We start from the raw sequence: 13,236 nt of genomic DNA, 5'->3' as shown, positions 1-13,236 counted from the left end.
TAGCATAGGGCCTAAAGCTTCACAAGTCCCTTCTCCCAGAGCTTCTGAACGGACAGGATAATGCCGAACTTTGCGTGGGGCCAGGTGAGGCCGCCCTGGAAGTAGACATGGTAGGGCTCCTTCATCGGGGCATCCGCGGAGAGCTCGATGCTGGAGCCCTGGATGAAGGCCCCCGCCGCCATGATGACCGGCGCATCATAGCCCGGCATCTCCCACGGCTCCGGCGTCACGAAGGAATCCACCGGGGATGCGGCCTGAATCCCCTGGCAGAAGGCGAGAACCGCCTCCGGGCTTCCGAGCCGGATCGCCTGTATGATATCGTTTCTCCTGGACTCCGCCCTCGGATGGCAGGAAAAGCCCAGCCTTTCATAGAGGGAGGCCGCGAAGATCGCCGCCTTCTCCGCCGAGGCCGTAATGGACGGGGCGAGGAAGATGCCCTGAAAGAAGGCGCGGTTTAAGCCAAGAGACGGCCCAACCTCCTTCCCGAGCCCCGGGGCGCTGAGCCGGACCGCGCAGTTTTCGATGCAGTCCTTCGTCCCCGCGATATAGCCGCCGACCGGCGCAAGTCCCCCGCCGGGATTTTTGATGAGGGAGCCGACAAGCATGTCCGCTCCGTACTCGCTCGGCTCCTCCCGGCAGACAAACTCCCCATAGCAATTATCCACAAGACAGAGGAGATCCGGCTTGACGGATTTCAGGAAGCGGATCAGCTCCCCGATCTTCTCGGGGCTCAGGCTCTCCCTGGAGGAGTAGCCCTTTGAGCGCTGGATCTCGGCGAGCCTGGTCCGCTCGTGGATCGCCGATCGAATCTCCTCGTAGCGAAAGCTCCCGTCCGGATTCAGCGGGACCTCCCGGTAGCTGATCCCAAACTCCGATAAAGAGCCCCTGGACTTCCGGATCCCGATCACCTCCTCTAAGGTATCATAGGGCTTTCCGACGGGAGAGAGGATCTCATCCCCCGGCCGGAGATTCGCCTGAAGTGAGAGCGCAAGGGCATGGGTCCCGCAGATGATCTGGGATCTCACAAGGGCATCCTCCGTCCCGAAGATCCCGGCATAGGTCCTCTCCAGAGCATCCCTCCCGATGTCGGAGTAGCCGTAGCCGTTCGTCCCCATGAGGTGCGCCTCGGCCACACCGGCGTCCTGCATCGCCTTCAGCACCTTCAGCTGATTGAACTCCGCGATCTCGTCGATCGCGAGAAATCTCTCGGAGAGCGAGTCGAGAACCGGTCTCGAAAATTCATAGACCTCTCTCCCTATCCCCAGTGCTCGGTACATCGTTTGATTATCCATTCCGTAATCTTCCCCTTCTCTTCGCCAAATTTCGAGATCTCGATCCACTCTGCCGCCTTCTCCCTCCGAAACCAGGTGATCTGCCGCTTCGCATACTTCCTCGAATTCCTCTTGATCTCGGAGACCGCCTCCTCCAGACTCCTCTCCCCAGAGAGGAAGGAGCTGAGCTCGCGGTAGCCGATCCCCTGCATGGCCGGATCGCTCCGCCTGCATCCCGAGAGGAGGAGCCCCTTCACCTCCTCCAAAAGGCCCCGTTTCATCATCTCATCGACCCTCTCATCGATCCTCTCATAGAGCTTCTCCCTCTCCCTTGTCAGGACGAAATAGAGCGCATCGTACTGCGCCCTTCTCCCCTGCTCCTCTTCATTGTGGCGGGAAATCGGGAAATGATGGAGCTCAAAAAATTCGAGCGCCCGGATCAGGCGCTTCACATTATGGGGGTGAATCTTCCGGCAGGACTCCGGATCCAGCTCCCTGAGTCTTTCGTAGAGCCTCTCTCTCCCCTCCTCGCCCTCCGATTCTCTTTCGAGGCGCTCCCGGATCCTCTCCTTCTCCGATTCTCTTTCCTCCCGAAAGTCGATCCCGTAGAGCAGAGCCTGGATGTAGAATCCGGCGCCGCCGACAAGGATCGGGAGATGTCCCCGGTGATAAATCCCGTCGATCGCTTCCTCCGCCATCTCCTGAAAGCGGGGGGCATCGCAGCGCTCTGAGGGATCGAGTACATCGATCAGATGATGCGGCACTCCTCCCCGCTCCTCTTCCCCTGCCTTTGCGGAGCCGATGTCGAGCCCCCGGTAGAGCTGCACGGAGTCCGCGGAGACGCACTCCCCGGAAAGCCTCCGGGAAAGCTCCACGGAGACCGCGGTCTTTCCCACCGCGGTCGGCCCGGAGATGATGATGAGAGGGCGCTTTGCCTCCTTCCAAGACATAGATTTTCCTCCTGAAATCCCCGATCAGACGCTGCCTTTTCGGACCTCTCCCTGGGATTCTCTCGAATTTCCTTTCGACTTTTCCCTATAGAATTCTCTTGAATTTTCTTTCGATCTCCGTTTTGCTGATGGAGACGATCGTCGGTCTTCCGTGGGGACAGGCGTAGGGATTTTCCAGGCTCATAAGCTCGGAGAGAAGCGCGTCCATCTCCCGGAAGCTTAAACGCATATTCCCCTTCACGGCCGCCTTACAGGACATGGAGGCGATTCTGTCATAGATGGATTCCGCGGTATGTCTTCCGCTCTCCTCGCAAAGCTCGTCCAAAAGCTCCAAAAGGAGCTCCTTTTTCCCGATCCGGGGAAGATCCGCCGGAACCGCGGAGACGGAATAATCCCTGCCCCCAAGTTCGCTGATCTCATAGCCAAGCTCACGGAAATAGCTCAGATATCTCTGAAGGATCAGCTCCTCCCGGGAGGAAAGCGTCAGGACGATCGGAGGGGAGAGATACTGTGAGAGCGCTTTCTTCTCCCGAAAGCGCTTCATCAGGCGCTCAAAATTCACCTTCTCGTGCGCAGCGTGCTGATCAATGAGGAAGAGCTTATCCCCGTATTCGATGAGCCAATAGGTATCGAAGAGCTGCCCTATGATGCGCTGCTCTGTCCTTGCTCTCTCTGAAAGGAAGCGCTCCGAAAAGAGGCTCTCCTGCTTCCCGGACAGAGCCTCCGAGCGGGATCTCTCTTCCGCATCCTCCCTCTCTCTTTCCCCCTCGCCTTCCTCCTCTTCTCTTTTCTCTCTTTGCTCCGAAAAGCTGGGATTCTCCCGGATATTTCCCGGGACGAAATCCTCTGCCCTTCGGTAGCCTTCCCTCTCCTTAAAGGGCGCGGAGGAGCTCTCCTCCCCGCGCTCCCCCTGCGAAAAGGAGGGCGTCATTTCCATCCTCCTTCTCTCAAAGGGCTCCGGCGCAAAGCTTGTCTCCCTCTCCTCCGATTCCTCCCTCTTTGGGGGCTCAGCATCCGCGATCATCTCCGTCTCATGGAGCGCCCTCTCGATCGCGTCAAATACCGCAGCATAGATCCCCTCCCCATCGGAGAAGCGGACCTCCAGCTTCTGCGGGTGCACATTGACATCCACGATCGCGGGGTCCAGCTCGAGCATCACGACCGCAAAGGGAAATTTATGCTGCATGAGGAAGGCGCGGCAGCCATCCTCCAGCGCCCTTGTTAGGAGAGGGCTTCGGACATGGCGGCAGTTTACGAAGAAAAGCTCACAGCTTCGATTCGAGCGGTTTGTGCTCGGCTTCCCGACGAAGCCGCTGATACGGAGCGCGGGTCTCCCCGTCTCCTTCGACGGAAGATAAGAGCCGGAGAGCGGAATCAGCTGCCCCCTCAGTTCTCTCCCGTAGACCGCATAGAGTGCATCTAAAGGGGCTCCCTTCCCGAAGCTCACAAAGCGCTGCTTTCCGTCCTGGAGATAGCGAAACGCGATGTCCGGGTGGGCGATGGCCTCCCTTTCGACGATCTCCTGCACCCTCGCCCCCTCTGTCTTCCGGGATTTCAGGAACTTCCGTCTCGCGGGCACATTGTAGAAAAGCTCCCGGACCAGGACCGTTGTTCCGTCCATCGCCCCGATCTCTGAGAGCGAACGCTCGACACCCCCCTCGATCTCGTAGCGGGAGGCGAGAAGCGAGTCCGGAGTCTTCGTGATAAGCTCTGTCTTTGAGACCGCGGCGATGGAGGCAAGTGCCTCTCCCCGAAAGCCGAGCGTCCGGATCCGGCCAAGGTCCGACGCATCCCGGATCTTGCTGGTCGCATGCCGGAGAAAGGCGGTCCGCACCTCCCCCTTCGCGATCCCGGAGCCGTTGTCCGTGACCCGGAGAAGGGAAATTCCCCCGTCCCTGATCTCCACAGAGATCGCGGACGCCCCTGCGTCCACCGCATTTTCCAGAAGCTCCTTCGCGATGCTGGAGGGGCGCTCGATCACTTCCCCCGCTGCGATCTGATTGATCGTCTCCTCGCTAAGAATCCTGATCTTCACCTTCTCTCCCATCTCCGGGTCCTCCGGAAGCTTCTCCCTGAGTCTGCCTCCGATCCGGCGTTGGACAGCCTCTTCCCTCCATTTTTCCATCCATCCTGCTCAGCGCTCCGGGGAGAGCTTCTCCCTGAGCTCGTAGAGCGTATTGATCGCATCGAGCGGCGTCATGCGGTTTAAGTCGAGGGAGGCGAGGCAGCGAAGCGCTTCTTTTGCCCCTGCCCCGTCTTCCTCCCCTCTCTCCTCTTTTCCGGGGAAGGTCCGAGGCTCTGCCTCTCCCGGGCTTTCCTTTTCTCTCTCCTTCTCTCTCTCCTCCTTCTCTCCCTCTCCGCCCTTTTCTTTGGAGGAGAGAGAGGGCTCCGGGAGCTCATGTGTCCTTCGGAGTATGTCCGCATCGGAGAGCTCCCGGGAGATCTCCTTTGCCCGCTCGATCACCGGGGAAGGCACACCCGCAAGCCCTGCCACATCGATGCCGTAGCTTTGGTCCGCGCCGCCCGGGATGATCTTTCGGAGAAAGATGATATCCTCGTCGTGCTTTGAGACCGCGACGCAGTAATTGTTCACGCCGGGAAGTCTCCCCTCCAGCTCCGTAAGCTCATGATAATGCGTCGCAAAGAGTGTCTTTGCCTTCACCACCTGGCTCAGGTATTCGACCACGGCCCAGGCGATCGAAAGCCCGTCAAAGGTCGAGGTCCCGCGCCCGATCTCATCCAGGATGAGAAGGGAATCCGCGCTCGCGTTCCTCAGGATATTCGCGACCTCATTCATCTCTACCATGAAGGTGGACTGGCCGGAGGCGAGATCATCGGAAGCACCGACCCTCGTGAAGATCCTGTCGCAGACCGCAATATCCGCCTCCTCCGCCGGGACAAAGGAGCCGATGGAAGCCATGAGGACAATGAGGGCAACCTGCCGCATATAGGTGGACTTTCCCGCCATATTCGGCCCCGTGATAATGGAAATCCGCTCCTCTCCCTTGTCCAAAAGGGTATCGTTGCTGACAAACATCCCCTCGCGAAGAAGCCGCTCCACCACTGGATGCCTCCCCTCGCGGATCCGGATTCTCCCCTCGCTGTTGATATTCGGCCGGACATAGCCTCTCTCCGCCGCAACCCTGGAGAGGGAGAGCATGCAGTCCAAAAGCGCGATCTCCCGGGAGCTTTTCTGCACCCTTGGAATATTTTCCGCGATCCTGTCCCGAAGCTGGCAGAAGATCCCGTACTCCAGCGCATTCAGCTTCTCCTCCGCCCCGAGGATCTCATTCTGGAGCTCCTCCAGCCGATCCGTGGTGTATCTCTCCGCCCCGGTCAAGGTCTGCTTTCGGATAAAGTAATCCGGAACCAGATTTTTAAAGCTGTTGCTCACCTCGATGCAATAGCCGAAGATTCTGTTGTAGCGGATCCGAAGGCTCTTAATCCCCGTCTTCTCTCTCTCGTAACTCTCCAGCTCCGCAAGCCACTCCTTCCCCTTTTTCCGGGCAAGCCGGTAGTGGTCGGCCTCCTCATGATAGCCCTCCCGGATCAGTCCGCCGTCCCTTGCGGAGAGAGGCGGATCCTCCACGAGAGCCTCGTCTATGAGCTTATAAAGATCCGAAAGCTCATCCATCTCCTCATAGATCTCCCGAATCAGCTCGGAGTGAAAGCCGGAGATCTGCTGCCGGATATCCGGCAGCAGGCGAAGAGACTGCTTAAAGGCAAGGAGATCCCTCGGGTTTGCGGACTGATAGCTGATTCTCCCGAGAAGTCTCTCGAGATCATAGATCGTGTTGAGATACTCCGAAAGCTCCTCTCTCTCGATATAATGCGAGCAGAGCTCCTCCACCGCGTCCTGTCTCCTTCGGATTTCCCCCCCGTCTATGAGCGGCTGCTCCAGAAAGCGCCGGAGGAGACGGGCCCCCATCGCGGTCCTCGTCCTGTCGAGAACCCAGAGCAGAGAGCCCCGCTTCTTTTTCTCCCGAAGCGTCTCCGTGAGCTCGAGATTCCGCTGCGAAGCGCTGTCCAATATCATGAACTGTGAGCTCTGATAGCGGCGTATATTTGCGATATGGGAGACAGAGCCCTTCTGGGTCTCATAGATATAGGAGAGAGCCCCCGCCGCGGAAAGCTTCTCCAGCTCCCTGTCGGAGAGGCCGATCCCGGACAGTGTCGCATGAAAATGCCTCTCCAGAAGGCGGTCCGCATTTTCCTCCTGATAGACACTGTCCGAAAGCTCCGTCACAAGGAGAGAGAAGCGCTCCCTGAGCTCCTCGATCTCCATCCCGGAGATCATGAAGCTGTGATTGCACACAATCTCCCGGGGGGAGAAACGGGAGATCTCATCCAGAAGCTCTCCCCGCTCTCCGCAGTCCGTGCACAGAAACTCCCCGGTCGAGATGTCTGCCGTCGAAACGCCGAAGCGCGCCCCGTCGTAGAAGATGCTCATCAGAAAATTGTTCTTCCGCTCATCGAGCACGCTTTCGCTTGTGAGGGTCCCCGGGGTGACGACCCGGATCACCTCCCTCTTTACAAGGCCCTTCGCCAGTTTCGGATCCTCCATCTGCTCCGCGATCGCGACCTTGTAGCCGCGGGAGACAAGCCTTGCGATATAGCTGTCTGCCGCGTGGTAGGGGATGCCGCACATCGGCGCCCTCTCTCCGCCTCCGCAGTCCTTCCCGGTCAGAACGAGGTCCAGCGCCTCGGAGGCCTTCTTCGCATCCTCGAAGAACATCTCATAGAAGTCGCCGATCCGGTAGAATAAAAGCGCGTCCGGATACTCCTTTTTACTATCCAGATACTGCTGCATCATCGGTGAGAACTTTTTCTCCGCCATGCATCTCCCCTCTTTCCCGCAGCCCTCAAAGCAGCCTTCCCATATAATAAAAGCCCCTGCTCTCCAAAAGCTCTACGGACACAAGCTCCCCGATGAGCCGCTCTCCTCCCCGGAAATGGACGAGGATATTGTTGGAGAGGCGGCCCGTGAGAAAGCCCGGCTTCTCCCTGTCCCTTTCCTCCACCAGGACCTCCATGACCTTTCCGATATCCCGCCCCTCATTCTCCGAAGAGCTCTCCCGCACGGCATCGAGGAGGCGGTGAAAGCGGTCCTTCACAAGCTCCTCCGAAACCCCCTCCCATTTCGCGGCGGGCGTCCCGGATCTTTTGGAATAGACGAAGGTAAAGGCGGAATCAAATCCCACACGCCGGACGACATCCATCGTATCCTGAAAGTCTCTCTCGCTCTCCCCCGGAAATCCCACGATGATATCGGTCGTGAGGCTCACATCCGGCAGTTTCTTCCGGATCCTTCGGACGAGGGCGAGATAGGATTCCTTCGTATAATGCCGGTTCATCCTCCGAAGGACCTCCGTGGAACCGGACTGCAGCGGAAGATGAATATGCCTGCAGATATTTTCCCTCTCCCCGATGAGATCGATGAGCTCCTCCGAAAAATCCTTTGGATTCGGCGTCATAAAACGAATCCTTCGAAGCCCCGGAATCTCCGATACCCTCCGAAGGAGCTCCGGAAAACGGAGCTCCTCTCTGTCCAGTCCATAGGAATTTACATTCTGTCCGAGGAGCATGATCTCCTTCACTCCGTCCCTGACCAGATCTCGGCACTCTCTCAGAATCTCCTCCGAGCTCCTGGACTTCTCCCTCCCCCGGACATAGGGGACGATGCAATAGGTGCAGAAATTATTGCAGCCATAGCTGATGTTCACGGAGGCCCGAAAGCCCGTCTTCCGAAGAGAGGGGAGATTTTCCACGATGAGACTCGTGTCGTCGATGATCTCCACCGTCCGCTCATCCCTTCGGAGCGTCCGGTAAAGAAGCTCCGCAAGCTTATAGACATTATGCGTTCCGAAGATGAGCTTTACATAGGGATAGCGCTTCCGGATCGTCTCGACCTCGTCCTTCTCCTGCATCATACAGCCGGTGATGCCGAGGATCATTCCTTTCCGTCTCTCGCATTGATGCTTCAGACGGCCGATCCTGCCGTAGAGCTTCTGATTCGCGTTCTCGCGGACGGTGCAGGTCGTAAAAAGGATGACGTCCGCGTCATCCTCACTCTCCGCCTCCCGGTAGCCGCAGCCCTTCAGGATACCTCTCAGCTTCTCCGCGTCCTTCGCGGACATCTGGCAGCCGATCACATTGACGAGACAGCTCGCCCCGTAGCCCTCCCTTTTCTTCCGCTCCACGAGCTCTCTCACTCTGTCCATGAAATAGTACTGCCGCTCCGGCTCCCCGGAAGGAGCCTCCGGCACCCATTCCGAGCCGCCGTAATCCAGATTATTCTCCATCCTGTCCTTTCATCCCGCTCTCTCCTCCGCCGTATTCCTTGTCCGGACGCAGGAAATCCCCACACCGCGGCCCCCGCGGCATGAGGATTTATTATAGCAAAATGCTGTCTCTGTGTCAAAATAGGGCGCTTCTCCCGCCCTAGCTGTCCTCCAGAAAGCCCGCAAGGGCATTTTTATACTTCGGGAGACTGATCTTTTTCAGTGCCTTCGCCTCGATCTGCCGGACCCTCTCTCTCGTGACTCCGAACATCTGCCCGACCTCCTCCAGCGTGTGGGACTCCTCCCCGTGGAGCCCGAAGCGGTGGATCAGGACATCCCTCTCCCGGTCCTTCAGATTCTCCAAAAGCTTGTCGATCTCCTCCCGGAGCATGACGTTTGCGGCGTTTTGCTCCGGAGAAATCATCTTTTCATCCGCGACAAAATCGGAGAGATTGGAGTCCTCCTCGTCTCCGACCGGAGTCTCCAGAGAGGTCGGCTGCTTCGAGACATCCAAAATCTCCTTCAGCTTCTCTTCCGGCATATTAAGAGACGCAGCGAGCTCCTTCAGGGAGGGCTCGTAGCCGAGCTCCAGAGTGAGTCTCCTCTGCGTCCTCGTCACCTTGTTGATGCTCTCCACCATATGAACCGGGACGCGGATCGTTCGGGACTGATCCGCGAGTGCCCTTGTGATGCCCTGGCGGATCCACCAGGTCGCATAGGTGGAGAGCTTAAAGCCCTTGTCCGGCTCAAACTTCTCCACACCCTTCATCAGTCCGAGATTTCCCTCCTGGATGAGGTCCAGTATGCTCATCCCTCTCCCGGTATAGCGCTTCGCGATGGACACCACCAGTCGGAGATTCGCCTCCACAAGCCTCTGCCTTGCGAGAGGATCCCCCTCCTTGCTCCGCCTGGCGAGCTCCTTCTCCTCCTCCGGGCTTAGGAGCGGAATCGTGCCGATCTCCTTCAGATAAAAGCGCACCGGATCATCCGTCTCGATGCCGGTTAAGAGGCTCAGAGACTCCAGATCCAGGCGCTCCTCTTCCTCATCCGGAAATTCCTCCTCGCTGGAAAGCGCCTCCATTTCCCCGTCTTCCTCCCCGGATTCGATCTGGGAGAGCATGCTGTCGCTCAGCACCGGGTTGATTTCGACGCCGCTCTCTTCGATATATTTTCGAATATGCTCAAACTGCTCCTCCGGGATATCATAGCCTCGAAATGCATCGGCAAGCTCAGTCTCATCGATGGAGTCCTTATTTTCCTTTCCCTCCTGAATCAGCTCGCTCACGATTTCAAGAAGCTCGGTCTTCCCCAGTTGTCTCTTTTCTTCCGCTTCCTTATCCGTCTTTTTCTTCTGCATCTCTTATCCGTTTCTCAAGCGCTTCAATCCTCGACACAAATTCATATTTTAGAACATTTTCCGTAAAATATGAATAGCAATTTTGTAAAATTGTAAGAGCAAATTTTCGTTTTCTTCGATAAAACAGTATTTTCTTCCCTGTGAAAAGGCAGGAGACCGAAATAGGAGCCTGAAAAAGTCTCCTCAGCTTCGAAGTGTCGCCCTCAGGCGGTCCGGCTTTAGGAGAAGATCCAGACCGTCTGCGGCGGAGAGCACCAGCACATCCGCGTGGGAGAGGAGGGAGGCGCAGAGTCCCTCGCGATCCAGCACCGCGATGGAGAGAAGGGAGGCGTCGAACATCGGGATATCGTTGAATCCATTTCCGAGACTGACGACTCCCCCGCCGCAGGAGCTCGCGATCTCGGCCTTGCAGCCCGCCGCCCCCTCCCTCGGAAAGGTCGAGATTTCGATCCCGAGCGCTTCGCACTGGCTCCGCACGCTTCCATAGGTATCCGCCGTCAAAAGCTTCACGGAAAGTCTCCTCCGAAGCTCCTTAATCCGCTCCGAGAGCGCGGGGAGCAGGATGCCGTCCGCTGCGATGGTTCCGTTATAATCTAAAAGCAGGGTCTTAAGTACCAGCTTCTCTCTTCCGGGAATCTCGATCTCTATCATTTTCGCCCCCTGTCCTATCCATTCCTATCCATCCTGTATGCCTCTATATGCCCTGAAGGAAGGCCCTCGTCTCCTCCCTCTTTGCTCCCGCAAAAAAGCTCTCCCTCTCCCCTCTTTCTAAAAGCCGCCCCTGATGCAAAAATACGACCTCATCCGCAATGCGCTTCGCCTGGGAGATATTGTGTGTCACAAGTATAATGCTGTACCTCTCCCGGCACCTTTTCAGCATTTCCTCGATCTGCCCCATAGAGACGATGTCCAGCGAGGAGCAGGGCTCATCCAAAAGAAGAACCTCCGGCTCCACCGTAAGAGCGCGCGCGATGCAAAGCCTCTGCTGCTGCCCTCCGGAAAGCTTCAGAGCGCTGTGATCGAGCTCCCCCTTCACCTCCTCCCAAAGCCCCGCCATCCTAAGCTTCTCCTCCGTGATCCGCTTAAGCTCCGAGCGATCCCTCTTCCCGTAGTAGCGAAGACCATAGCACATATTTTTCCGGATGGACATGGGAAAGGGCGTCGGCGTCTGGAAGACCAGCCCGACCCTTCTGCAAAGCTCCTCCGTCCGAAGAGCCGAAACGGACTCCCCGTTTAAGAGGATCTCCCCGCTCAGCCTGGCCTCCCTCAGATTCCGTATCATGCCGTTTAAGCATTTCAGGAGAGTCGTCTTCCCGCAGCCGGACGCCCCCAGTATCGCGGTGATCTTATGTTTCGGAGCCGAAAAGGAGATCCTGTCAAGCACGGTTTTCCTGCCGTAGGAAAGGCTCAGCTCCCTGAGCTCCATCGCGGCTGTGTTCTCCTCTCCGCTGTCCTCCCCTTTTCTTTTAAGATCCCCCATCTTTCCTCCATCCCCGATGCCTTCCCTCATCCTCTCCACCGCCTTTCCCGGTATCGGGCGTAAGAAGCGGCGGCGAGCCTGCACAAAAGCAGAACAGCGATCATGACAAATGCCGTCCCGTAGGCCGTCCTCAAAGAGCCCGCACCCTGTGCGATCAGGAGGTAAAGGTGCAGGGGGAGAGCCATCGCCGGCTCCAGGAAACTTTTCGGATGGGCGGCGAATGCGACAGCGCCGGTAAAAAGAATCGGAGCGGTCGCTCCCATCGCGAAGCATCCGCCGAGAAGCAGGGCGGAAATCAGCTCTCCAAGACAATAGGGAAGCACCATTTTCTTTACCGTCCAGGCCGGAGAACAGCCCATGGCCATGGAGGCGTCCAGCAGCTCCTGCGGAAGCTCCAAAAACGCCTTCTCCGCCCGCATCTCAATAAAGGGGAGGATCATGATCGAAAGCGCCGCTCCGCCGGACAGAACGCATCTCCCAAGTCCCAGGGAACGGACCAAAAAGCTGTAGGCGAAAAGTCCGAGCACAATGGACGGAATCCCGGATATGCATTGGATCACCAGCCGAATCGAGGCCCGCATCCATCTGCTCCTGCAAAAAAAGACCAGATAAAGCGCTGCTGCGATCGCGGGAATCCCGGCGAGAAGCACCGCGGTCCCTGAAAAAAGCAGGCTTCCCGTAATGGCGGGGGCGATACCGCCCTCCTCCCCGAGGACCAGGCCCGCCGGAGCCCTGGTCAAAAAGCCGGGGGAGATCACGGAGCTTCCGCGGCCGAGAATATAAAGGATCAAAAAAAGGACCGAAAAGACCGAAGCGCCCAGAGAAAGCGCCGCCCAGAGGCGAAGCAAAAGGCCGAAAAAATATTCCCTCCTTAAAGGAGAAAGGCCCCGCTTTCCGTCTTCCGCAGTAAAGGAGGATCTTATCCCCCGGATATGCCCTCTCTCCCTTTTCTTCCGACTCAAAGATATCTCTCCTCTTCGATATCCGGAAGCCTGCTCCGGATCAGCCCGATTGTGAAATTGATCAAAAACAGAAAGAGGAGAAGCACAAAGCCCGCCGCAAAGAGCGCATGGTAATGCGTGCTTCCCGCCTCCGCGCTCCCCATCTCCAAAGCGATCAGCGAGGCGATGGTCTCAGCCTTTCCCAGGATCCTCGGGAAGAGATTGGCATTCCCGACGAGCATCATAACCGCCATCGTCTCCCCCATCGCTCTCCCGAGTGCAAGGATCAGGGCGATGAGGATGCTGCCCGCGGCCCGCGGCAAAATCAGGCTGCGAACGGTATAGCTCAGGCTGATCCCCATGGCCTCCGCCCCCGGATAATACCGTTCCTTCAGCTTCCGGAAGGATTCGCTGAGCGAAGCGATCATAAACGGAAGCAGCATGACGGAGAGGACCAGCGAGGCCGCGAGCACGCAGCTTCCGGTATGTACTCCGGCCCGGATAAAAAGAGGTGTCACCAGCTCGATTCCGATAAAGCCATAGATGACCGAGGGAATTCCGGCCAGAATATCGATCACAGAGCAGAGGAAGCCTCTCAGCTCCTCCCTCAAAAAGCAGGAGAGACAGAGCGCGGCGCCGATGGAGAGAAGCGCTGCGAAAATCAATGCAAGAAAGGAGACCGCAGCCGTCGCCGCGATAAAGTTAAAGATTCCGAACGCCTTTTCGCCCCCAAGATCAACGGGCATCCACCTCTCTCCGAAAAGAAATGAAAAAAGCGAAAGCTCACGAAAGGTCGGAAGAGCCTCTCTTCCGATAAAATACATCACAAAGAGAAGCAAAAACACGGTCAGGAAGAGGAGAAGGAGGAGGCAGCCGATAAAAAGCCTGTTTTCCATTTTTCTCATTTCCGCCTCCCCTCCATCCGGAACAGCAGTCTCCTGCACCCGCCTGAATTC

General features: G+C 57.6%; 10 protein-coding genes. All 10 read right to left on the bottom strand.

The window, feature by feature from the left end; all coding sequences use genetic code 11:
- Positions 1 to 11 precede the first annotated feature (11 nt).
- Positions 12 to 1,292 carry a methionine gamma-lyase family protein gene (locus tag HMPREF1986_RS07830; RefSeq protein ID WP_036599935.1) on the bottom strand — a complete coding sequence of 427 codons (1,281 nt, stop codon included), beginning with the start codon at positions 1,290 to 1,292 and terminating at the stop codon, positions 12 to 14.
- Positions 1,256 to 2,221 carry a tRNA (adenosine(37)-N6)-dimethylallyltransferase MiaA gene (gene miaA, locus HMPREF1986_RS07825; RefSeq protein WP_021774291.1) on the bottom strand — a complete coding sequence of 322 codons (966 nt, stop codon included), beginning with the start codon at positions 2,219 to 2,221 and terminating at the stop codon, positions 1,256 to 1,258. Before miaA ends, HMPREF1986_RS07830 begins: the two co-directional genes overlap by 37 nt.
- Positions 2,222 to 2,306: 85 nt before the next feature.
- Complete coding sequence (gene mutL / locus HMPREF1986_RS07820; protein ID WP_021774290.1) at positions 2,307 to 4,346, bottom strand: DNA mismatch repair endonuclease MutL; 2,040 nt, start codon at positions 4,344 to 4,346, stop codon at positions 2,307 to 2,309.
- A 9-nt stretch (positions 4,347 to 4,355) separates the two neighbouring features.
- Positions 4,356 to 7,058, bottom strand: a complete 2,703-nt coding sequence (mutS, locus tag HMPREF1986_RS07815) for a DNA mismatch repair protein MutS (RefSeq protein WP_021774289.1) — start codon at positions 7,056 to 7,058, stop codon at positions 4,356 to 4,358.
- A 25-nt stretch (positions 7,059 to 7,083) separates the two neighbouring features.
- Positions 7,084 to 8,523: a tRNA (N6-isopentenyl adenosine(37)-C2)-methylthiotransferase MiaB gene (miaB, locus tag HMPREF1986_RS07810; RefSeq protein WP_021774288.1), complete on the bottom strand. Its 1,440-nt coding sequence runs from the start codon at positions 8,521 to 8,523 to the stop codon at positions 7,084 to 7,086.
- A gap of 139 nt (positions 8,524 to 8,662) precedes the next feature.
- Complete coding sequence (locus HMPREF1986_RS07805; protein ID WP_051273912.1) at positions 8,663 to 9,814, bottom strand: sigma-70 family RNA polymerase sigma factor; 1,152 nt, start codon at positions 9,812 to 9,814, stop codon at positions 8,663 to 8,665.
- Positions 9,815 to 10,042: 228 nt separating this feature from the next.
- Entirely contained in the window at positions 10,043 to 10,510 is a 468-nt protein-coding gene (locus HMPREF1986_RS07800; RefSeq protein ID WP_021774285.1) for an HAD family hydrolase, read from the bottom strand.
- Positions 10,511 to 10,553: 43 nt separating this feature from the next.
- Positions 10,554 to 11,339: a phosphate ABC transporter ATP-binding protein gene (locus tag HMPREF1986_RS07795; protein WP_081688468.1), complete on the bottom strand. Its 786-nt coding sequence runs from the start codon at positions 11,337 to 11,339 to the stop codon at positions 10,554 to 10,556.
- A gap of 26 nt (positions 11,340 to 11,365) precedes the next feature.
- The gene (locus tag HMPREF1986_RS07790) at positions 11,366 to 12,301 is read right to left on the bottom strand and encodes a PstA family ABC transporter permease (RefSeq protein ID WP_021774283.1); all 936 of its coding nucleotides are present in this window, start codon (positions 12,299 to 12,301) and stop codon (positions 11,366 to 11,368) included.
- On the bottom strand, positions 12,298 to 13,185 hold the full coding sequence (gene pstC, locus HMPREF1986_RS07785) for a phosphate ABC transporter permease subunit PstC (RefSeq protein WP_036599825.1): 888 nt from the start codon (positions 13,183 to 13,185) through the stop codon (positions 12,298 to 12,300). Before pstC ends, HMPREF1986_RS07790 begins: the two co-directional genes overlap by 4 nt.
- Positions 13,186 to 13,236 lie beyond the last annotated feature (51 nt).

The sequence above is a fragment of the Oribacterium sp. oral taxon 078 str. F0263 genome (assembly GCF_000469565.1).
GTDB lineage: Bacteria > Bacillota > Clostridia > Lachnospirales > Lachnospiraceae > Oribacterium.
Note: the sequence above shows the minus strand (reverse complement) of the source record. Positions and strands in the feature narration are given on the sequence as shown.

Excerpts from the sequence above, each read along its gene's own strand:
- HMPREF1986_RS07830 (WP_036599935.1), bottom strand. The coding sequence starts at position 1,292 with ATGGATAATCAAACGATGTACCGAGCACTGGGGATAGGGAGAGAGGTC.
- miaA (WP_021774291.1), bottom strand. The coding sequence starts at position 2,221 with ATGTCTTGGAAGGAGGCAAAGCGCCCTCTCATCATCATCTCCGGGCCG.
- mutL (WP_021774290.1), bottom strand. The coding sequence starts at position 4,346 with ATGGAAAAATGGAGGGAAGAGGCTGTCCAACGCCGGATCGGAGGCAGA.
- mutS (WP_021774289.1), bottom strand. The coding sequence starts at position 7,058 with ATGGCGGAGAAAAAGTTCTCACCGATGATGCAGCAGTATCTGGATAGT.
- miaB (WP_021774288.1), bottom strand. The coding sequence starts at position 8,523 with ATGGAGAATAATCTGGATTACGGCGGCTCGGAATGGGTGCCGGAGGCT.
- HMPREF1986_RS07800 (WP_021774285.1), bottom strand. The coding sequence starts at position 10,510 with ATGATAGAGATCGAGATTCCCGGAAGAGAGAAGCTGGTACTTAAGACC.
- HMPREF1986_RS07795 (WP_081688468.1), bottom strand. The coding sequence starts at position 11,339 with ATGGGGGATCTTAAAAGAAAAGGGGAGGACAGCGGAGAGGAGAACACA.
- pstC (WP_036599825.1), bottom strand. The coding sequence starts at position 13,185 with ATGAGAAAAATGGAAAACAGGCTTTTTATCGGCTGCCTCCTCCTTCTC.